Annotated in this window: 20 protein-coding genes; 11 read left to right on the forward strand and 9 right to left on the reverse strand. The window is 41.7% G+C overall.

Annotated features, from left to right (window positions below; genetic code table 11):
* Positions 1 to 9: 9 nt before the first annotated feature.
* Complete coding sequence (locus tag BLW31_RS05400; RefSeq protein WP_010539031.1) at positions 10 to 558, reverse strand: RNA polymerase sigma factor; 549 nt, start codon at positions 556 to 558, stop codon at positions 10 to 12.
* Between the two features lie 155 nt (positions 559 to 713).
* On the opposite strand from BLW31_RS05400, the gene BLW31_RS05405 reads away from it, so the two are divergent.
* A complete protein-coding gene (locus tag BLW31_RS05405; protein WP_010539032.1) occupies positions 714 to 1,130 on the forward strand; it encodes a DUF6249 domain-containing protein in 417 nt (138 codons plus the stop codon).
* An 83-nt stretch (positions 1,131 to 1,213) separates the two neighbouring features.
* Here BLW31_RS05405 and BLW31_RS05410 read toward each other — a convergent pair whose 3' ends face one another.
* Entirely contained in the window at positions 1,214 to 1,432 is a 219-nt protein-coding gene (locus BLW31_RS05410; RefSeq protein ID WP_010539033.1) for a winged helix-turn-helix domain-containing protein, read from the reverse strand.
* 236 nt (positions 1,433 to 1,668) lie between these two features.
* On the opposite strand from BLW31_RS05410, the gene BLW31_RS05415 reads away from it, so the two are divergent.
* From BLW31_RS05415 to BLW31_RS05430, 4 genes are all read left to right on the forward strand, one after another.
* The gene (locus BLW31_RS05415) at positions 1,669 to 3,408 is read left to right on the forward strand and encodes a thiamine pyrophosphate-dependent enzyme (protein WP_010539034.1); all 1,740 of its coding nucleotides are present in this window, start codon (positions 1,669 to 1,671) and stop codon (positions 3,406 to 3,408) included.
* A 178-nt stretch (positions 3,409 to 3,586) separates the two neighbouring features.
* On the forward strand, positions 3,587 to 4,504 hold the full coding sequence (locus tag BLW31_RS05420) for a DUF2157 domain-containing protein (protein WP_029425666.1): 918 nt from the start codon (positions 3,587 to 3,589) through the stop codon (positions 4,502 to 4,504).
* Positions 4,488 to 5,444, forward strand: a complete 957-nt coding sequence (locus BLW31_RS05425) for a DUF4401 domain-containing protein (RefSeq protein ID WP_010539036.1) — start codon at positions 4,488 to 4,490, stop codon at positions 5,442 to 5,444. The genes BLW31_RS05420 and BLW31_RS05425 overlap by 17 nt, the downstream gene beginning before the upstream one ends.
* Entirely contained in the window at positions 5,431 to 5,934 is a 504-nt protein-coding gene (locus tag BLW31_RS05430; RefSeq protein ID WP_010539037.1) for a GDYXXLXY domain-containing protein, read from the forward strand. Before BLW31_RS05425 ends, BLW31_RS05430 begins: the two co-directional genes overlap by 14 nt.
* A gap of 260 nt (positions 5,935 to 6,194) precedes the next feature.
* Here BLW31_RS05430 and BLW31_RS05435 read toward each other — a convergent pair whose 3' ends face one another.
* The 5 genes from BLW31_RS05435 to BLW31_RS05460 all read right to left on the reverse strand — a co-directional run bounded on the left by BLW31_RS05435 (position 6,195) and on the right by BLW31_RS05460 (position 13,801).
* Entirely contained in the window at positions 6,195 to 7,316 is a 1,122-nt protein-coding gene (locus BLW31_RS05435; RefSeq protein WP_010539038.1) for an OmpA family protein, read from the reverse strand.
* A gap of 125 nt (positions 7,317 to 7,441) precedes the next feature.
* Entirely contained in the window at positions 7,442 to 10,360 is a 2,919-nt protein-coding gene (locus BLW31_RS05440) for a PL29 family lyase N-terminal domain-containing protein (protein ID WP_118036761.1), read from the reverse strand.
* 373 nt (positions 10,361 to 10,733) lie between these two features.
* Positions 10,734 to 11,672, reverse strand: a complete 939-nt coding sequence (locus tag BLW31_RS05450) for a tyrosine-type recombinase/integrase (RefSeq protein WP_022302501.1) — start codon at positions 11,670 to 11,672, stop codon at positions 10,734 to 10,736.
* Positions 11,673 to 11,839: 167 nt separating this feature from the next.
* Entirely contained in the window at positions 11,840 to 13,477 is a 1,638-nt protein-coding gene (gene groL / locus BLW31_RS05455; RefSeq protein WP_010539042.1) for a chaperonin GroEL, read from the reverse strand.
* 51 nt (positions 13,478 to 13,528) lie between these two features.
* Positions 13,529 to 13,801: a co-chaperone GroES gene (locus BLW31_RS05460; protein ID WP_010539043.1), complete on the reverse strand. Its 273-nt coding sequence runs from the start codon at positions 13,799 to 13,801 to the stop codon at positions 13,529 to 13,531.
* A 241-nt stretch (positions 13,802 to 14,042) separates the two neighbouring features.
* Between BLW31_RS05460 and BLW31_RS05465 the strand changes: the two genes are divergently transcribed.
* Positions 14,043 to 15,089 (forward strand): L,D-transpeptidase, encoded by a 1,047-nt coding sequence (locus BLW31_RS05465; RefSeq protein WP_074759484.1) that lies wholly within the window; start codon positions 14,043 to 14,045, stop codon positions 15,087 to 15,089.
* A 45-nt stretch (positions 15,090 to 15,134) separates the two neighbouring features.
* Positions 15,135 to 15,830 carry a murein L,D-transpeptidase catalytic domain family protein gene (locus BLW31_RS05470; protein ID WP_010539045.1) on the forward strand — a complete coding sequence of 232 codons (696 nt, stop codon included), beginning with the start codon at positions 15,135 to 15,137 and terminating at the stop codon, positions 15,828 to 15,830.
* Positions 15,831 to 16,317: 487 nt separating this feature from the next.
* On the opposite strand, the gene BLW31_RS05475 is transcribed toward BLW31_RS05470, so the two are convergent.
* Positions 16,318 to 16,869 carry an NUDIX hydrolase gene (locus BLW31_RS05475; protein WP_029425668.1) on the reverse strand — a complete coding sequence of 184 codons (552 nt, stop codon included), beginning with the start codon at positions 16,867 to 16,869 and terminating at the stop codon, positions 16,318 to 16,320.
* 291 nt (positions 16,870 to 17,160) lie between these two features.
* On the opposite strand from BLW31_RS05475, the gene BLW31_RS05480 reads away from it, so the two are divergent.
* A complete protein-coding gene (locus BLW31_RS05480) occupies positions 17,161 to 17,826 on the forward strand; it encodes a hypothetical protein (RefSeq protein WP_010539047.1) in 666 nt (221 codons plus the stop codon).
* A 96-nt stretch (positions 17,827 to 17,922) separates the two neighbouring features.
* Here the strand turns inward: BLW31_RS05480 and BLW31_RS24375 are convergent, their stop codons facing one another.
* Entirely contained in the window at positions 17,923 to 18,084 is a 162-nt protein-coding gene (locus BLW31_RS24375; protein WP_022302496.1) for a hypothetical protein, read from the reverse strand.
* Between the two features lie 256 nt (positions 18,085 to 18,340).
* Between BLW31_RS24375 and BLW31_RS05485 the strand changes: the two genes are divergently transcribed.
* From BLW31_RS05485 to hydG, 3 genes are read left to right on the forward strand one after another with little or no spacing between them, the layout of a single operon-like run.
* Positions 18,341 to 19,810, forward strand: a complete 1,470-nt coding sequence (locus BLW31_RS05485; RefSeq protein WP_022302495.1) for a 4Fe-4S dicluster domain-containing protein — start codon at positions 18,341 to 18,343, stop codon at positions 19,808 to 19,810.
* Positions 19,791 to 20,828, forward strand: a complete 1,038-nt coding sequence (gene hydE, locus BLW31_RS05490; protein WP_010539049.1) for a [FeFe] hydrogenase H-cluster radical SAM maturase HydE — start codon at positions 19,791 to 19,793, stop codon at positions 20,826 to 20,828. Before BLW31_RS05485 ends, hydE begins: the two co-directional genes overlap by 20 nt.
* A gap of 4 nt (positions 20,829 to 20,832) precedes the next feature.
* Entirely contained in the window at positions 20,833 to 22,251 is a 1,419-nt protein-coding gene (gene hydG, locus BLW31_RS05495) for a [FeFe] hydrogenase H-cluster radical SAM maturase HydG (protein WP_010539050.1), read from the forward strand.
* Positions 22,252 to 22,358: the final 107 nt, after the last annotated feature.

The following is a 22,358-nucleotide window of genomic DNA, read 5'->3' on the forward strand; positions in this document are numbered from 1 at the left end:
CTCCTCTTCTTATTTATTATTCATCAATACACAGATCTTTTTCCGGGTACGATGAAGTCTGACCTTTACATTACTAATCGATATTTTCAGTACCTCACCGATCTCTTCCAGTGACTTTTCTTCATAATAGAACAAAGTAATCAATGCTTTCTCTTCTCCGTTCAACTGATCTATTGCCCTGCTCAGACGATCTACCTGTTCTTCGTCCTCTGCCCGGGCAAGCACACTGTCCGCTACATCATCGGGTACATTATTAATAGTGTTCTCTTCTATATAAAGCAGTTCCTGCTTCTTTTTCCGGGTAGCCGAGATAGCGGCATTGTAAGCAATGCGATAAATCCACGTAGAAAACCGGCACTCTCCTTTATAACGATTCAAATGGCGAAAAGCTTTCAGAAAAACATCCTGAAGCAATTCTTCCGCATCTTCGTGGCAACCGACAATCTGTACTATCAGCGCATACAACGGACGACTATAGCGGTCAAGAAATACGGAAAAATGTTCCGTTTCTCCCTCCAGTATGCGTTTAATATAGTATGATTCGTCTTTCTGTTCCATCTTGACTCTTTAGACGCCGACCGTTACAAAAGGTTACAGTTCGGGAAAGGAAAAATGCAGGAATCCAAATTATCTGCTTTTCTGTGTAACCTTTTTCCATCCACTGCGTCAAACGATACAAAGAACGAAAATATTCACTTAAAAACAGTATAATTATGATGGATTTTATCACCATTCCCTTGGTAGTAGGTACTATTACATTAGGAATCTACAAATTATTTGAACTTTTTGTATGTAAGAAAGAGCGGATAGCCATGATTGAAAAACTGGCTGACAAGCTCAACACTGGAGAAATTAACAGCAACTTATCTCTCAACCTTAACTACTCCCGTTCCCGGTTCACTTTCGGATCTTTGAAAAGTGGTCTGCTGATGCTCGGAATAGGACTGGGTCTGCTGGTTGCCTTCTTCATCTGTATCAACGCATTTCCGGGATATACCAACTCCAGAAACTGGGATGTGGAACGTCAGGCAAGTATCGTATATGGCGCATGTGTACTTCTCTTCGGCGGTGCGGGACTACTGACAGCTTTCCTCATTGAAATGAAAATACACAAGAAAGAGAAAGAATAAAAAAACAGAATCCCCAAAGCCTCATCTACCAAGATGTACCTTCGGGGATTTAATTTGTTCTCATTAAAACATCAGACATTCTTTTATCCAATATAAACATTTACGCAGAGATATACATAAAGCTCTTCATCACATTCGTAGAACTCTATCTTATTTTCTCTCGATAACCAGCCCAGAGCGGCACCCAATTCCTTATCCTTCAACCCGGACTTTCTCTTTAAGGTACCATAGCCCCATTTCTCATTGTTACTCAACAATTGCCAGACTTTACCGGCATACACGCCGATTTGCTTTCTATCCATTTTCTACTGCTATTAAGAGGTTAAAAACATTAGGTTAAGATTTCGCCTATAAAGATAACAAATGGATATCACAATTGTTTCCTTTCCGATACTAAAAAGTTGTTACAAAATTATTTTTAACACAAAACCCGCGATGTGTACCGACACAACGGACTTATTAGCATATGTTAAAACAGAACTTTTCTTGGCATACATCTGTTATTACATTAAGAATCAATCCTAAACCTATTATAAATATGGCAAAAAAAATAGCAGAACAACTGATAGACACTTTAGTTGAATCCGGTGTAGAACGTATCTATGCCGTGACGGGCGATAGTTTAAACGAAGTAAACGAAGCTGTCAGAAAGAATCATAAAATACAATGGATACATGTACGTCATGAAGAAACCGGAGCCTATGCCGCAGCAGCCGAAGCACAACTGACCGGACGAATAGGATGCTGTGCGGGCAGCAGCGGACCGGGGCATGTTCATCTCATCAATGGACTATACGATGCCCAACGGTCGGGAGCACCGGTCATTGCAATCGCTTCTACCATCCCCAGCGGAGAATTCGGAACTGAATACTTTCAGGAAACCAATACCATAAAGCTCTTTAACGATTGCAGCTACTATAATGAAGTAGCGACGACTCCCGGACAATTTCCACGTATGCTTCAATCGGCCATTCAGACAGCCATTACCCGAAAAGGGGTAGCCGTCGTCGGGCTGCCGGGAGATCTTGCCAAAGCATCTTCCGTCTCTGCCGATTCTTCGGTAAAAAATTATCCTGCCCCGCCTGAAGTCTGTCCGGCAGAAGAAGACTTGGCACAATTGGCAGACTTGCTGAACAATCATAAACGCATTACTCTTTTCTGCGGCATCGGCTGTCGGGGAGCACACGAGGAAGTAATCGCGCTTTCCGAGAAACTGAATGCCCCTGTGGTATATACTTTCAAAGGAAAAATGGAAGTACAATATGAGAATCCGTATGAAGTCGGAATGACCGGACTGCTGGGAATGCCCTCCGGATATTACAGCATGCACGAAGCCGAAGTACTTCTTATGCTCGGCACGGACTTTCCCTATGCTGCTTTCCTGCCGGACGACATCAAGATTGCACAAATAGACATCAAGCCCGAACGTCTGGGACGACGCGCTAAAGTAGATATCGGCCTTTGCGGAGATGTAAAAATGAGTATTCAGGCATTACTGCGTATGTTGAATCCCAAAACAGACGACACTTTTCTGCTGAAACAACTGAAAAGATATGAAGGAGTAAAGAAAGATCTGGCAGCTTATACAGAAGACAAAGGAGATATCAACAAAACCCATCCGGAATATGTCATGTCCGAGATTGATAAACTGGCATCGGACGATGCGATATTCACAGTTGACACCGGAATGACTTGTGTATGGGGTGCACGTTATCTACAAGCTACAGGAAAACGCCACATGCTGGGCTCTTTCAATCACGGTTCTATGGCAAACGCCCTGCCACAGGCCATCGGAGCAGCGCTGGCTTACTCCGACCGTCAGGTAATAGCGCTCTGTGGAGACGGAGGTTTGTCTATGACTTTAGGTGATCTGGAGACTGTTATCCAATACAAACTACCGATTAAGATCATCGTATTCAATAACCGCTCCCTGGGAATGGTTAAACTGGAAATGGAAGTCGACGGACTTCCGGACTGGCAGACAAACATGCTGAACCCGGACTTTGCACAGGTAGCCGAAGCAATGGGAATGACAGGATTCAATGTCAGCGATCCGGAAGAAGTACTGACTACTTTATTAAATGCATTCGAACTGGATGGTCCGGTACTGGTAAATATCATGACCGATCCGAACGCTCTTGCCATGCCCCCTAAAATAGAATTCGGGCAGATGGTAGGTTTCGCCCAGTCCATGTACAAACTGTTGATCAACGGACGTTCACAAGAAGTGATTGATACGATTAATTCTAATTATAAACATATACGGGAAGTATTTTAACGATTTCTTCTCCAACGATATTTATTCTTGCACACAAACAAGATGATTATCTTCAGAAAGGCATAACCTGATCTCATTGCTGACTAACAATGAGCCAGGTTCCGCCTTTTTTCTATATCTTACCGAAAGATAATCATTTTATTTTCTTATGTTTGTAATCATTAAAAAAGAGAAGCACATGGAAAAACCGGACTCTTCACTCCTATTCAGACAATCAATGTATGCCGATAAAAAGCAATGGAACCAATTTCTTTCTATCTTCCTGTTGGCCGCAGGCGTTGGTTTTACAGTGGCAGGAATCATCTTTTTCTTCGCCTATAACTGGGAAGATCTCCCCAAATTTGCAAAACTGGGAATAGTACAAACATTACTCGTTGCATCTGTCCTGCTGACAATATTCACTCGATGGAACGTACTTATCAAACAGATTATCCTCACCGGAGCCACTTTCCTGGTAGGTACACTCTTTGCCGTATTCGGGCAAATCTACCAGACGGGGGCTGATGCATACGACCTGTTTCTGGGCTGGACACTGTTCACCATCCTTTGGGCAGTCGCCATCCGCTTCACTCCACTCTGGCTCACATTTATAGGACTGCTCTGCACGACTATATGGTTATACGTTCTGCAGATTGTGTCTGATAATCTATGGGCAGTCACTTTACTGACCAGCGCAGTAACCTGGATTTGTGCCCTGACAACTGTCATCACAGAATGGATGAGTATAAAAAGAACTTTCAGCAGACAGAACCGCTGGTTTGTCAGCCTGCTTTCACTGGCAACCATTGTACACGTGAGTTATCTTATGATTGCGGCAATTTGCGAAGAAGGTGTTATTGTATCCGTTCCGCTCGCAAACACTATCCTGTTGTTTTCGGCTGGATTATGGTTCGGATGGAAACAGAAGAATTTATTCTATCTTTCCGCTATTCCTTTTGCAATACTGATGATTCTGCTGTCCCTGTTTATCTGTCACAGCAAACTAAGGGAAGTCAACATATTCCTCTTTTCAGGAATTATCGTCATCACGGGTACCACCTTATTGATTTATACAATCCTCCATCTTAAAAAACAATGGTATGGCACAGAAGAGTAACCTGACAATCGAAGTCCTTTCAATTATCGGAGGGATTCTGACTGCTATCTTTTTCCTGGGATTTCTGGCACTCGCCTCCATCCTCCGCTCCGAAATTTCCTGTCTGATCACAGGAAGTATTTTAATCATTACTACTTTGATTATCAATCGCCGCCTGACCAAGCCTTTTCTGGATGCGATGAATATCACCTGCTATATAGCCGGATGTATATTAGCCGGTTTTGGCATGAGTTCAAACATAGATGTCCTCTTTATCGTACTGATAGGAATCAGCATAGTTACAATGTTACTATCCAAAGGATTCATCCTGACTTTCCTTTCGGTGATTTCATTTTATACAGCCTTATTCGGAGAAATAACAAATTTACTCTCTCCGCCGAATCCTCTGAATGTGGCTATTGTACCTATCATGGCTGTTTTTTTATTTGTCAATCTATTGGAGACGAAAATACTCAGCCATACAAATGGGGATCTTTCTAAATACAAACCGATTCATTCCGGTCTGTTTGTCTCATGCGTCCTTGCGTTGGGAGGATTGTCTATCAATTACTTAACCCAAAGCAGCAATGATTGGATCATATCAGTTTTCATGTTGGCGGGAATCCTTATAACAGTTTATAAAATCATGCAGGTGATGCAGGTCAAGAGCCTGATACATCAAGTGTGCATTTATCTCCTTTGCATCCTTATCTGCCTTCCCAGCCTGCATGCCCCTTATTTATCCGGCAGTATCCTGTTGATACTGATATGTTTTCATTATGGCTATAAAGCTGAGTGCGCAGCCGCACTCCTTCTCTTCATTTACGCTATATCCAAATATTACTATGATCTGGATATAACTTTGCTGACGAAATCAATCACCCTGTTCTGCACAGGAATCGTGCTGCTTATAGCCTGGTATGTGCTCACTCAAAAAAAGACAAGACATGAAAAAATATAGTTCCATACTGATCATCGCTAATTTAGTCCTTCTTTTGGTATACTTCAACTGGTCTGTCTATCAGAAAGAACAGACGTTGAAAGAGGGACAGCTCGTATTGCTGCAACTGGCTCCTGTCGATCCCCGTTCACTGATGCAAGGAGACTATATGAGACTTAGCTATAAAGAAGCCAATTCTGAGTTGACAGACGGTCAGGAAGCCAAACGCGGTTATGTCGTACTAAAACTGGATCATAATCATGTCGGAAAAATAATGCGGCTGCAGGAATCTCCCGAACCTGTAAATGAGAACGAAATTGTACTGAAATATAAAACAATAAATGGCAGGTTATTCCTCGGTGCCGAGTCCTTCTTTTTTGAAGAAGGACAGGATTCTGTCTATAATGATGCCGCTTATGGTGGCTTAAGGGTAGATAGCAAAGGAGAAAGTTTACTCGTGGGATTGTATGACGAGGATTTCCGGCAGATAAAACCGTATAGAAGCAAATAAGCTGATTCCGTCCGGCATAAAAAAGAGGATGCCAGTGAGAAAGGGTGGCATCCTCCATAGGGGACAAATAGTAAAGGAGTACTTTCACAAGTACAATCTCTATATTCGGATTCCCCTTTGAGTCTTTTCACATTCTAGTGAAAAAGGGAATATAGAAGTCCCGACTTTCACAAGCATAGACTTCTATGTATTTCTCATGCAAGAACACCTCATATCGAGGTTAATGGGGAAAATAGAATCTCACATGAGAGTGGGAAATATCATTCTGCAATACAAATACTTACACGGTTCTCTTCAGGAGTGGAATAAGGTTGTACAGTATCCCCCTTAAAATCTACGATAATCCGATCAGCTGTAATACCTTTAGCTTTCAATGCTTCAGCGACATTGTTAGCCCGAGCTTCAGACAATCTTCTGTTGATTCCAGGATTACCTGTATTGACATCCGCATAACCTGTCACATTCATTGTTGCAGTAGGGTACTTTTTCATATATTCAATCAAAGAAGCAATCTTAGCTTGCTGGTCATCTTGAATACGTGCAGAATTTAAAGCGAAAAAGATATTCTGTTTCAAAGCTTTCCTGATAACTGTTTCTTTTTTCGGTTGCTCCACTACAGGAGCAGATTTAACTTCTTCCGCCACTGGTATTGTAACCGGTGGTTCCACTTCATGGTAAACAGGAGCTGTCGTTCTATGGCTTTTACCCAACGTAAAAGTAAGACCTGCCAAGGCATTGAATTGCCAGTCAGCATTACGTCCCTTCTTTGAGTTGAACTTGTCAGATAGCATATTGGCATTCAGTTCCAGATTAATGGCTACATGGTCGTTCAAACGAAAGTTTGCTCCCACACCACCACGTCCTGCAACATATACTTTCTTACCTGTCCAAAGATGATGCAGTTTATATCCGCCCGCGTTTAATGCTACAGCTTCATCATTACTAAAAGCGCCATTCAAGCCCACTCCCAGAAAGAGATAAGCATTGAAAATACGTTCGGAATTAAAGCCACGACACAAATCACTCAGATCGAGCATAGCATCTACACTGCCTTGCAAATACTTATATTTATAAGTAGTAGTCGGATTCACCCAGCCTCCCTTAGCTTGCCAGCCGCTAACCTCAGCCCGGAGCCCGAACAAAGGAGTAAACTTATAACCAAAAGCCATTGCTACAGACGGAGAAAGTAAATCTCCAAAAGCAGATTCACCCACAGTATAAGCACCGCCACCCTGAACAGATAAAAACCAATGTGGATTGAACACCGTCTTCCCTTCCTCTATAGCACGAGGTTGGCCGCTTATATTACCCGACTGTTGAGCAAAAACGACAGTAGAGCACATCAAAAATGCAACTAAAAGAATGTGATAGTTATTCTTCATGTTTGTACTATATAATTTCAATTCAAAACAGAGAACGCCCCTTTATTTCCTTGGAACGTCCTCTGTCATTATGAAAAGCCATACTTTTTCAAGTCAGACTTTTTTTGTGAGGAGACAATAGTCTGTTATTGAGCGTCTTTTGCCAATTTAACAGGGATATTACATGTTACGACTGACAAGTCTTTGAATGTAACCTTCGCTGTCACAGTAAGATTGTAGTCTTTCACCAAAGTAGAACCTTGATTTTTCCAAGTTACAACACCTGTTACATCATTTACTTCCAGTTTAGAATCCTTAGACATATTAGAAGTCAGTTCAGTCCAAGCAGCATTCTCTACGAAAGCATATTCTACGCTGACAATATCATTAGTCAACTTATAAGTATCTGTAGCCTTAGAGCTTAATACCAAAGTTTTTGACGTATTGTTGTAAGAATAGATATTGCTACCTTCATTGTCTTTAACAACAACCTGCGGCATCGTTGCACCTGTGTTCTCACCAATACCATTACCATAAATACTTATGCCATTAGTAGTACCGGCAACAAACGGATTAACGAATACAATGTTATAGTTGAAGTTACATGTTTCATCGTTCACCAAAGTAACCTTGTAAGTCATGTTCTTAACATCGTCACGCTTAGTCATCGCTTCAGTCAACTTCACAGTTTCATCCGTATTGAATGAAGTCAAAGGATCAGGAGTAACTCCAGTAATACCACTAGCCCACTGGAACTGGAGAGCGTTCACATTATTCACCTTATTATAATATTCGAAGATATTCTCTCCTTCCATATTAGCGAAGTGCTCGCTTACTACAGAAGACATTTCCCAGTGACCGGAAGTATTCTGTCCCTTTATCACGATACAGTCATTATAAGTTTTGCCATCAGCAAGAGACTTATAAGTTTCGTTGTAATACAGAGGATTATAAACATAAGGAACACATTCTTCCTTCACATAGAATATTTGCTCAAGTTTAATATCGCCATGTGAATTATCATTAGAAGGAATGATAATCTTCACTGAATACTTAGCACCCTTACCGTCAATATCCTTATAAGTGTTCTGAGTCTTAATCAGGTTGTTGATACCAACTTTAATAGCTGAAGTCTTAGTAGCATCATCATTCAACTTAATGTTAAGCAGAAGACCCTTATTAGAGATTACAACATCAGTTTGCTGAGAAACTTCTTCACTGATGATTGTTTCTTCCTGACCACTCTTATTTGTTACAGTAACCAATACATTATATTTATGATCCTGACCACCATAATAATTCCAGAATGTAGTAGAAGTCAACTTAGCAGTACCATAAATCTTATTGTTGATAGCCTGATAATCCATGTTCACATTATCAAGAGGATAAGCATTGGTAAATGCATTATCATCGCTTTCTAACTTATGATAATCAGCAGCCTTAGGATCAGACATATTGATAGTACCATAATCAGGTTTAGTACCCGGAGTAGGATCTTCTTCTGTAATAGACAGTTTAATGTAAGAAGAAGCAACCAGTTTCTTCGCACCATTATTGCTAGTCAGGAAAGCATCTACTCTCACTACCGGAGTACGTCCGATAGCCGGAGTTCCGTTAACGACTTCCGGATTAACTTTGATCACACCATTAGCAAGAGTGTTTTCTCCCTCTTTTGTAATAAACCACTGTTGATTAGTCTTTTCATCATCATTAGCCAGATATTTTTCAGGTATAGAGAATTCATAGCTCATACCTTTGAAACCCAATTCAGCCAACCAGTCAGTCTTGATATCAGAATACAATCCTACGTAATCTTTAAGATTAATAGTGCCTGTATACTTAAATGCGGCATTTGCCTCAGCATCCAGTGCAACAAACTGTTTGATGAAAGCGTCTGATTCACCTTTAGCAATAGATTGTGTACGTTTGTAGAATGTTACAGCAGCCTCACCCTGCACCGTTTTTACACTATCGGCAAGTACGAGGTCTATTTCTTCAGAAGTCACATGAACATAATCAGAAGTCAAAGGTGTCTGACCATACCATGCCTGCAAAGCAGCGATGTTATATTCTTGATTTTCAACCAATGCATTCGGATTGACAGTAGCATCGATGACAGCAACACCATCACTTACAGTTTTATTGTCTACGTTCAAAAGAACAGTTCTGTCACCGGCAGCACGAGTCGTAATTTTACGGTCAATGAAACCATATACAGTTTTTGCATCTACATTTGCATCTTCCGGATTCAAACGATAGTTCATTGCAACAACGTTAGATTTTCCCCAGTCAGACTGTTCTTTGAAAGCGTTGTTAGCAGTATTATACTTAGTTTCATCCAAATAGTTCTTAATATGATAGAAAGGATTACTAGTAGTAGCATATGGAACATCCTGGCTTACAACATCAGGTATAAATGCTATAGAAGACAAAGCGATACCAGAAACCAAGTCAACAGAGATAGACTGACCATCTTTTCCCTGAACACCGGTAAGAGTTAACACATTACCATTAAGTACTGCGCTAATACCTCCTTCAGAGGCAACTTTCCAATTGATGTCTGTTGATTCAACAAATTTGTTATCTTTCCATATATCAAAGCATCCGGTTTCCTGATTAGGTACATAGTACAGCCCATTTTCACCCGGCTTGCCATCTTCACCCGGTTTGCCATCAGCTCCCGGCTTACCATCAGCACCTGCTTGTCCATCTACACCGACAGCTTTGTATTGAGTCTTCACGCCATCTTTATACCAATAGCCACCACTTTCGCCGATTGTCCAGACAGCAGCATCTTTACCAGCAGCACCGTCCTTACCGTTTGTCAACTCATAGCTTTTACCATCGCTGAGCGTTACAGTAATTCCATTTTCTCCCTTAGTAACGTTCGTGATGACAGCTCCACCATTTACTTTAGCCTGCAATTCATCCAGTGACACTTTTACAGCATCAATCTGTTGTTGCAGATTGTCAATGTCATCATCGTAGTCTTTACAGCCTACATAGGTGACAGTAGAAAGTGCCAACGCCCCGAAGAACATCACTCTTACAAATTTTCTTTTCATAACTACTTAAAAATTACATTAATAATATATTATTAAACACTAAGTTTCAATAATAAACGCCCGTTACTTTATAGGTAACAGGAAAACCTTTGTCCAGGCTTTTAGAGGGCCTTCTATACGAAAAACTAAATGATTTGGCTACGAAACATATTTACCCCTGCTTCTGAAATGCGGCAGAGGGGAGGGAAATCTTTTATTCTGATGAAAGGATTACAAAAGTCCAATACTAAGAAATCCGCTGTTTTATCGTGTAATTTCTCTTTTTTTAGTAGTTTACTAGAAATAATATCTTTTTTGTTTGCATGTTTTCCAAAATATATCCATCTTTGCAACGCTATTCGGCTCTGTTACCTATAAAGTAACATCCTTATTTTCAGACGATTGCCCATCCAGTTGATCGCCGAACAAAATCCACGATCTTTTTATTAGCCTCATCAATTTTCTTATTATGAAAAGGCTTCAGATAGGTTTCTGTCACAGTGATAGATGAATGTCCCATTGCTTCGGAAATAATTCCCGGATGGATTTCACAATGATACGCAGTCGTAGCCCACGTATGGCGAGCCGTGTATGAGCTCAATTTTCCTTCCATCCCCATCAATTTCCCCAATAGCATCAGTTTTTGGTTGAAGCTACGCAAAGCCAGTTGGTATTCACGGTAAGCCTCTTCTGTTCCTTCATCACTACTCAGAATTGGAAATAAATAAGGAGAACTCTCATTACGATCCATATATCGTCGCAACAACACCATTGCTTCCGGTGCAAGAGTGACAGACAACGAACGTCCCGTTTTGCGGCGACGATAAGTGATTACATTGTCTCGCAAATCACTTTTCCGCAGATAAGCCAGATCTACAAAAGGCAGACCACGAAGCAGGAACATCAGAATAAACAAATTCTGCGCATGCCTTAAATCCGGGGTCACTTCTGGCAATTCCGGCAGACGTCCGAAAACCTTGCGCATTTCTTCATCCTCCAACGCTCGCTTTCTATCAGCACGTGTACCTGTATAAACAGAACGAAACAAATGAGGGATATACTCCGCTTTCCGAAGATCCACGGCTCGATTGTAAACTGCACGAAAAACCCGAAGATAGGTGGAAACAGTATTCCAACTACACCCCCGACTCCGAAGATTTACTTCAAAGGCTTTCAACCATTCGGGAGTCACCCGACGAAAATCAAGATGTTTACTTCCATGAAAGGTGATCACGGTATTCAACGTACTTCGATATACATGGGCAGTCCCAAAATTTCCCTCTGCCCGTAGCTCATCGGCTACTTTTCTAAAAAATAAAATTAAATTCCCCATCGTATTAAAACTGTTAATTACAAAACCAAAAATACACACTTTTCCTATAAACAGTAACAGTGAGTCCAGAATTAACAAAATCGGGGAACAAAGAGTTTAACGCAAAAAAGAACCGCCCCCTGTAGGGAAGCGGTTCCAAACTATTTTTTAATCTAAGAAAGACGAGATTACATCATTCCGCCCATGCCTCCCATTCCGGGAGCACCCATCGGCATTTCAGGTTTATCTTCTTTCTTTTCCACGATCACACATTCAGTAGTCAGGAACATACCTGCGATAGAAGCTGCGTTTTCAAGAGCTACACGAGCCACTTTAGCTGGGTCTACTACACCGGCAGCATGCAAGTTTTCGTAAACATCAGTACGGGCATTGTAACCGAAGTCACCTTTTCCTTCACGTACTTTCTGAACAACTACAGCGCCTTCTTTACCTGCATTAGCTACAATCTCGCGAAGCGGCTCTTCGATAGCACGTTTGATGATACCAATACCGGTTGTTTCATCAGCATTGTCACCCTTCATGCCTTCCAAAGAATCGATAGCGCGGATATAAGCTACGCCACCGCCCGGGATGATACCTTCTTCGATAGCTGCACGAGTTGCACGCAATGCATCGTCTACGCGGTCTTTCTTCTCCTTCATTTCTACTTCAGAAGCAGCACCTACGTAGAGAACTGCTACACCACCTGACAATTTAGCCAGACGTTCCTGCAATTTCTCACGGTCGTAGTCTGATTTAGTAGCAACGATCTGAGCCTTGATCTGATCGCAACGTTCTTTGATGTTTTCTTTATCACCGGCACCGTTTACGATGGTAGTATAGTCTTTAGAAACTGTTACTTTGTCAGCAGTACCCAACATTTCGATTGTAGCCTGTTCCAGTTTCAGACCTTTTTCTTCGCTGATTACCATACCACCTGTCAGGATAGCGATATCCTCCAGCATTTCTTTACGACGGTCGCCGAAGCCCGGAGCCTTCACAGCACAAATCTTCAACTGAGAACGCAGACGGTTTACTACCAAAGTAGTCAACGCTTCGCTATCTACATCTTCTGCAATTACCAACAGAGGACGACCTGTCTGTACAGCCGGTTCAAGGATAGGCAAGAAATCTTTCAGGTTAGAAATCTTCTTGTCGTAAATCAGGATGTAAGGTTTCTCCATCTCACATTCCATCTTTTCAGTGTTGGTTACGAAGTAAGCTGACAAGTAACCACGGTCGAACTGCATACCTTCTACTACACCGATTGTTGTGTCAGTACCTTTAGCTTCTTCGATAGTGATCACACCGTCTTTAGATACTTTGCGCATTGCATCAGCAATCAATTTACCGATAACCGGGTCATTGTTGGCAGATACGGTAGCAACTTGTTCGATCTTGTCATAGTTGTCACCTACAGTTTCTGCTTGTGCCTTGATTGATTCCACCACTTTGGCAACAGCCTTGTCGATACCACGTTTGATATCCATCGGGCTTGCACCGGCAGTCACGTTCTTCAAACCTTCAGCTACGATAGCCTGAGCAAGAACAGTTGCAGTCGTTGTACCGTCACCTGCATCGTCACCAGTCTTTGAAGCAACTTCTTTCACCAGTTGAGCACCGGTGTTCTGGTAAGCATCTGCCAATTCGATTTCCTTTGCTACTGTCACACCGTCTTTTGTGATGTGCGGAGCACCGAACTTCTTCTCAATGATAACGTTACGTCCTTTTGGACCGAGAGTTACTTTTACTGCATTTGCCAATGCATCGACACCTTTTTTCAATTGGTCACGGGCATCGATATTGAATAATATTTCTTTTGCCATCTCCTTATTTACTATTTAATGATTTACAATTTTCTATTTAAGATCCCGAAATTAACCCAAGATAGCGAGAACGTCGCTCTGACGCATGATAAGGTATTTAGTACCTTCGACTTCAAGTTCTGTTCCGGCGTATTTGCCATAAAGAACTGTATCGCCTACTTTCAATACCATTTCTTCGTCTTTCGTACCGTGACCTACTGCCACAACTTCACCCTTCAAAGGTTTTTCTTTTGCTGTATCAGGAATAATGATACCACCAATTGTTTTTTCTTCTGCAGGTGCAGGGAGAATAAGCACTCTGTCTGCTAACGGTTTAATGTTCATAGTTCTTTTTTGATTTTATTTGTTATACATTATATTCATGTTTTGTCCTCTTTTGAAGAGGACGCTAAACTCATTGCGAAAAGCGTGCCAAAGCAAAAGAATGATTGTTTGGCAGAGTTTGACTGACAAAATGACTGACAACCTGCTCCTATTGGCAAAAAAGCATATTTGTTCCTTACTTTTTAAACAAAAGAAGAGGATTATTCCTTTTAATAGTGTATATTCGTAAACGAACCTCAAAATGCATTGTATTAATAATATGAATAAAATAGGATTCGGTATATCCGTCACGCTCTGTATCCTGTGTTCCTGCACATCGCGTACAGGAGACATGCCTTCTACCGAAACACTGCAAACAGACTCCCTCATGCAAGATACGATTGCGGAGACGGTAGCCGAACCTGTAGTTAAAACAATTACTCCGGAACAAATCCATATCACCAAAGAACTGCTATATGACAAATATACGCTGGAGGACACCTATCCTTATAAGGATACTACCCGCAGTTTTCAGTGGGATAAGATAAAGGAACAGCTTGCTTTGCTCGAAAATATACAGCAGCAGCCTTCTCAATGGGCGATACTGCAGAACTACAAAAACAGAAACGGCGAAGCGCCTCTGGTGAGAACATTCAAAAGAAATGCTTACGGACGTGTAGCAGATACTCTCGGCGTAGAACGTTACCAGTCCGTTCCGCTTTATCTGCTGACAGATACCTTAGTACCCGAACGTTACGGTCAAGACGGGGAACTGACACGATTCCTCGAAGACAGGGAGAAATTCGTGAAAGCAGAACCTATATTTACCGGAGGAGAATGGATGATTCCTAAAAAGTATGTCAAGGTAATCGGTGACACGGTTGTTTTCAACAAAGCGATCTTTGTAGACCGCCACAATCAGAACATCGCCACGCTAGAACGAACGGGCGAAGGCGAATGGGTAGTACGCAGCATGAATCCTTCCACGACCGGACTTCACCGTCCGCCATATGCGCAGGAGACACCTTTGGGGATGTTCGTACTGCAAGAGAAAAAAGTAAAGATGGTCTTTCTGAAAGATGGTTCCAAAGAGACAGGCGGCTACGCTCCTTATGCCAGCCGTTTCACGGATGGAGCATACATTCATGGAGTACCTGTCAACGAGCCACGAAAGACGCAAATAGAATATAGCTGGTCATTGGGAACAACTCCCCGATCGCATATGTGTGTACGGAATGCGACCTCCCACGCTAAGTTTATTTTTGACTGGGCACCTGTTAACGAGACGATTATTTTTGTTTTGGAATAAAATAGTTTTTATATTTGCCACGTTTTTATTCCTAGCTTACACACTATGTTTCAGAAAGTTATCTTTTGTTTGTTATTTCTTTTCATTCCTCTGAACCGTGCTGCTGTCAATACGGTTGCCAACTCTCCTTTTACCTCTTCGGAACCGGTTTCGGAGCTAGCCGCCGGTGAGCTGCTTTTCGAAGAAATGGAATTAGGAGGAACTGTCAATTTCATTGCTTTCCGGCAGGCTGTAGCAGGTTATAATCGAATCAAAGAAAAAAGCAAACCGATTCTGACACTGATAGACTTCTCCAAACCTTCTACCGAGAAACGCTTCTTTGTGTTTGACATGGAAAAGAAGAAATTACTGTATTCATCAGTCGTTGCACACGGCAGAAATAGCGGAGAAAATTACGCCACATCATTTTCCAACCAATATGGTTCATATAAAAGTTCGCTAGGCTTTTATCTTACCGAAAATACTTACCAAGGAGGAAACGGATATTCCCTTATTCTCAACGGACTGGAAAAAGGAATCAACGATAAAGCAAAAGCACGGTCTATCGTAGTGCACGGAGCTCCATACGCCAATCCGTCAGTAGCTGCTTCGGGGCGATTAGGCAGAAGCCTCGGATGCCCCGCCCTTCCGACTAAACTCGCCCGCCCCATTATCAATACGATCAAAGACGGCAGTGTCATGTTTATCTATGCCAATAATCCGCATTATCTGGCACAAAGTAATATTCTACATAAGAATTAATCAATCTTTTCATCTTTCACATTCATCAGATTATAGTATACTAATAGACTGGCTGTAATTCATTAATAGACAAATTCCGTTGCATCAGGAGCAAACTTCATTTGTTCTAATGATAAACTTATCTTTTATCTAAAGCAAACTCAAAACGCAAGCTTTGTTTTTATAAATGCAAGCTTCATTTCTATAAACGCAAGTTTCGTTTATAAAAACAAAGCTTGCGTTTTGAGTTTGGATCTAATACAAAGGAAGTTTGCCATTAGAGGAAAAGAAGTTAATCTCTAATGAAACAGAACTTATCTATTAATAGATGACGGAAAGAGTAATAGGTTATTAGATAAGGAAACAGAGACCAAGATGAAAAAAGGGTGAAAGATGAAAGATAGGTGAAAGATCTTTCACCATCACAGACCCTTGATCAATAAAGAGATTCCGCAGTATCGGTGAAAGATGAAAGATCTTTTTGAAGTTTTTATTCAGGAGAGAAATGTTATTTCAAAGCAGCCATATACTTCCAAAGCGGAGCTACATTCAATGCCTGCATTATCTGATTGTTGTCCAGCAGGCTTCTAACTTCTTCCAGAGTCAGCAGATGAACAGATAAATCTTCTGTTGCTTCCAGATGCTGATGGTCTATCAATTCTACATCAGTGGCAAGAAAGCAATAGGTCAGATTGGTATGAGTACTTGGATTGGCAGAGATCACCATATATTCCTGCCAGTTTCCCTTGCCGTATCCGGTTTCTTCCCACAATTCACGTTGGGCGGATATCAGAGGGGAAGCATCCTCCTTTTCACAAACGCCTGCACAAAGTTCATAACAGGTCTTTTCTACTCCCGGACGATATTGGCGCACAAACACGAACTTGCCTTCTTTCGTAATGGCAATCGTATTCACCCAGTCGGGATACTCCAGTATATAATACTCAGGGATATGATTCCCATTGGGAAGCAACATATCTTCGCAACGTACAGTCAACCAAGGACGGCGAAACAGGTATTTACTGCTCACCGTTTTCCATGCTTTCTCTTTTTCATCCATAATGATTCCATTTGTCTTTGACAAAAGTAATGTTTTTCTTCGGATTCCCCAAAATGAGTTTATAGTAGGAAGTCTCATCAAACAGTCAATAACAAGCAGCATAATAACCAAGAAAAAAAGATTCACCAAATAAACTTTAATTTTTAGCGTTTAGTCACATCATTCCACATAATAGGCTCATATAGCGAATTATACATTTTTTGATGTTATTTTTAAAGTATACATTTGCGGCTGATAAATAACACACAACTTAATAACAAAACATTATCAAATTATAAAAGCGATACTATTATGAAAAGTTTAAATTACTGGATTTTGATGCTATTAATGGCAACTTCATGCCTCACATTAGCTTCTTGTGGAGACGACGACGACGAACAAGGAAACGAAAACACAAAAAAATGTTATATAGACACTGATGGAAGACATGTCGACTTCAAGTATGCTTATCTTTCAATAGATGAACCCTCCTATTCTGGCGGTTTATATGAGTACGAACTTGAATTCTCTAATATTGACTATTTTTATTATACTAAAAAACAAGAAGAAATTATTGGTAAAAAAGTGTCTTTTGCAGTCATCTCTTTTGTTTCACCTAAGAAATATGACATTAATTCTCTTCCTGAAGGAGATTTTCCTTTTCAAGCATATTATAGTAGTAAAAAAGATGACTATTATTATGACTGTGAAATTAATATCAATTGTGTAAAAAATAGTGATGGAAGTGACTATTGTGAACAATATTATGAGGCAGATTGGAACAAGGGATATCAATCAAGCGATCTAATCATTAGCAAGACATCAGATGGACTGTATAAAATAGAAATTAAAAATCTGAATTTAGAAGCCGCTCAACCCGGCGAATTTGACATAGAACAAAATAAAGAACGTAAAACTACCGGTTCATTCTATTTTGAAGGAAGATTCGAAGATATATCTTCTTTAGATTTTGATTAAAAACATATAATGGACACATACTAAAAGCCCCTTTCGATTTTCTATTTTTTTAATTCAAAAGAAAATCGAAATAGGCTTTTGCTATATTCCCCCCTTTTATTCGCAAGAGATCTCAATGGTTTGCACCTGTTCCAAATACTTTTTTGTAGCACCAACCAGCGAACTCCCCATATAATACAAAAACATCAGGCTGACAATAATCATCAATGCACCGATCATCGCAAAGCGACTTCTTTGCTCCAACATACTACTACTCATATCTCTTTCTCCTCTCTATTTTATGCTTCACAAAGATAACACCGGAATGCTACAAAAAATTGACAAGAATGTTTCAAAAAACTTAAATATTGAATTTATTTAACCAACCGGAAAGACATAACTTCTTATATTCGGATTGTTTTATCCATCCGGAAACATGAATGTAACAATCTGCGACATTCAATTTAACGATTATTAGTTTATCCGCAAACTAGTTACTATCTTTGCACCCACTAACAATCCTTTTAATTACTATATGGCTTTTACGAATAATATTATGATTGTCCGGCACAAATTGCTGGCTGACCTTGTCAGACTCTGGAAAAACGACCAGTTAGTAGAAAAAATAGACCGCCTCCCTATTGAGCTGAGTCCGCGCAAATCAAAACCGCTGGGACGTTGCTGCGTACATAAAGAACGCGCTGTATGGAGATACAAAACTTTTCCGCTGATGGGACTGGATATGACAGATGAACACGACGAAGTAACTCCTCTCTCCGAATATGCACGGATGGCACTGGACCGTCCGGAGCCAAGTAAGGAGAATATCATGTGCGTCATTGATGAAGCCTGTTCTTCCTGCGTACAGATTAATTACGAAATTACCAATCTTTGCCGGGGATGCGTGGCACGCAGCTGCTACATGAACTGCCCCAAAGATGCGATACGTTTCAAGAAAAACGGTCAGGCAATGATTGATCACGATACTTGTGTCAGTTGTGGTATTTGTCATAAGAGTTGCCCTTATCATGCGATTGTATATATCCCTGTGCCCTGCGAAGAGTCCTGCCCGGTGAAAGCTATAAAAAAAGACGAACATGGCGTGGAGTACATTGACGAGAGCAAATGTATCTATTGCGGAAAGTGTATGAATGCCTGTCCATTCGGTGCTATCTTCGAAATCTCACAGACATTCGACGTATTGCAGCGAATCAAGAAAGGAGAAAAGATGGTTGCCATCATCGCTCCGTCTATCCTCGGACAGTTCAAAACGTCTATTGAACAGGTGTACGGTGCTTTCAAAGAGATAGGCTTCACCGATATCATCGAAGTAGCCGAAGGAGCCATGATGACCACCAGCAACGAAGCACACGAACTGTTGGAAAAACTGGAAGAAGGACAGAAATTCATGACTACTTCCTGTTGCCCCTCTTACATCGAACTGGTAGAGAAACATCTGACAGAAATGAAACCATACGTTTCTACCACAGGATCACCGATGTATTATGCAGCAAGAATCGCTAAAGAGAAGCATCCCGATGCGAAGATTGTATTTGTCGGTCCATGTGTAGCCAAACGGAAAGAGGTACGCCGTGACGAAGCGGTAGACTATATCCTGACTTTCGAGGAAGTCGGTTCTATCCTTGATGGAATGGACATTCAACTGGAGCAGGTGGATTCTTTCTCCATCCTGCATACTTCCGTACGCGAAGCACATGGTTTTGCGCAGGCCGGCGGTGTGATGGGAGCAGTGAAGGCATATCTGAAAGAGGAAGCGGATAAGATCAATGCTATCCAGGTATCAGATATCAACAAAAAGAATATAGCCTTGCTGCGTGCCTGTGCCAAAACAGGAAAAGCAGCGGGACAATTTATCGAAGTGATGGCTTGCGAAGGCGGTTGCATCACCGGACCAAGTACACACAATGACATTGTTTCAGGACGTCGTCAATTGGTACAAGAGCTGCTCAAGCGAAAAGAAAGCTATGAGACAATGGGTAGATAAACTACGAAAAGAAAGGACACTCCGACCGGAAGAATTTCGGCAACTGTTGACCGAATGTGACGGAGAATTATTGCGCTATATCAACGAACAGGCGCAAGAAGTCAGCCTCCGTCATTTCGGTAACCGGATTTTTATTCGCGGGCTTATTGAAGTCAGCAACTGTTGCCGGAATAACTGCTATTACTGCGGTATCCGGAAAGGAAATCCGAATCTGGAACGTTATCGGCTAACCGCAAAAAGCATACTGGATTGCTGCAAGCAGGGCTATGAACTCGGTTTCCGCACATTTGTGCTGCAAGGAGGAGAAGATCCTGTACTGACAGATGAACGGATAGAAAGTATAGTCTCAGCGATTCACCGGAATTATCCCGATTGTGCCATTACACTGTCACTCGGTGAAAAGCCGTGTGAAGCATACGAACGTTTTTTCCAAGCAGGTGCCAACCGCTATCTGCTGCGTCACGAGACTTATGATAAATCGCATTATCGGCAACTACACCCCGAGGGTATGTCGTGCGGACATCGTCTGCAATGCTTGCAGGATTTAAAAGAAATCGGTTATCAGACGGGAACCGGGATCATGGTCGGCAGTCCGGGGCAGACAGTGGAACATCTGATCCAGGACATTTTGTTTATCGAACAATTTCGTCCCGAAATGATTGGTATCGGTCCTTTCCTGCCTCATCGTAACACCCCTTTTGCCCAGTCCCCCTGCGGAACCGTGGAACAGACCATCCTTTTATTATCCATCTTCCGACTGATGCATCCGTCGGCACTGATTCCGGCCACCACAGCACTGGCTACACTCACTCCCGACGGACGGGAACGGGGAATACTGGCTGGCGCCAATGTGGTCATGCCCAATCTGTCGCCACAGGAAGAACGTAAAAAATACAATCTGTATAACAACAAAGCCTCCCTCGGAGCGGAATCTGCGGAAGGACTTAGAATATTACAACAACAGTTGGAAAACATCGGTTATCAAATCTCCTTCGACAGAGGCGATTACAAACAATAAAGAAATGTATAAAGTAGATTCATCCCAAGCAGAAAAATTCATTCATCATGAAGAAATTCTGGAAACTCTTGAATATGCACGGAATCACAAAGACAACCGCACATTCATAGAACAGCTGATCGAAAAAGCCGCTCTTTGCAAAGGATTGACGCATCGCGAAGCAGCCACCCTGCTGGAATGTGACCAGCCTGACCTGATAGAACGAATCTTCCATCTCGCCAAAGAAATCAAACAGAAGTTTTACGGCAACCGCATTGTCATGTTCGCGCCACTCTACTTGTCAAATTATTGCGTAAACGGGTGTGTGTATTGCCCATATCACGCAAAGAACAAAACAATCGCCCGCAAAAAACTGACACAGGAAGAAATTCGCAAAGAAGTAATCGCCTTGCAGGATATGGGGCATAAACGTCTGGCACTCGAAGCCGGAGAACATCCGACACTGAATTCACTGGAATATATACTGGAATCTATCCGGACCATTTATAGCATCAAACACAAGAATGGGGCTATCCGCCGGGTTAATGTGAATATCGCAGCCACTACCGTCGAAAACTATCGCCGGTTGAAAGATGCCGGTATCGGTACCTATATCTTATTTCAGGAAACATATCACAAAGAGAACTACGAAGCCCTCCATCCCACCGGGCCAAAAAGCAACTACGCTTATCATACGGAAGCAATGGACCGTGCCATGGAAGGAGGAATCGATGACGTAGGAATGGGAGTACTTTTCGGATTGAACACTTACCGTTATGACTTCGTAGGATTGTTGATGCATGCAGAACATCTGGAAGCCCGTTTCGGTGTAGGTCCCCATACTATCAGCGTACCCCGTATCTGTTCGGCAGATGATATTGATGCGGGAGATTTTCCCAATGCAATTTCAGATGATATATTCAGCAAGATTGTAGCCGTCATCCGAATAGCAGTTCCTTATACCGGAATGATTATATCAACCAGAGAGTCACAAGAGTCCCGCGAAAAGGTTCTTGAACTCGGCATCTCACAGATCAGTGGCGGTTCCCGTACAAGTGTAGGCGGATATGCAAAGACAGAGCTTCCGGAAGACAACTCTTCACAATTTGATGTGAGCGATACCCGGACGCTGGACGAAGTGGTCAACTGGTTGCTCGAATCCGGACATATCCCCAGTTTCTGCACCGCCTGTTATCGGGAAGGACGGACCGGTGACCGGTTTATGTCTTTAGTCAAATCGGGCCAGATAGCCAACTGCTGCGGACCGAACGCATTAATGACTCTGAAAGAATACCTCGAAGATTATGCATCGGAAGATACCCGAATCAAAGGAATGAAGTTGATAGCTAAAGAGACCGACCGGATTCCGAACCCAAAAATCAGAGAAATAGCGATTCGAAATCTAAAAGAAATAGCGGAAGGAAAAAGAGATTTCAGATTTTAATTCATCATAAATTAGGCACGGATGACGCGGATTACACAGTTCTTATTAATGTGTTAACGCAAAACAAAACCGTGTAATCCGCATCATCCGTGCCTAAATAATTATAA

This window comes from Bacteroides faecis MAJ27 (genome assembly GCF_900106755.1).
In the GTDB taxonomy this organism is placed as follows: Bacteria; Bacteroidota; Bacteroidia; order Bacteroidales; family Bacteroidaceae; genus Bacteroides; species Bacteroides faecis.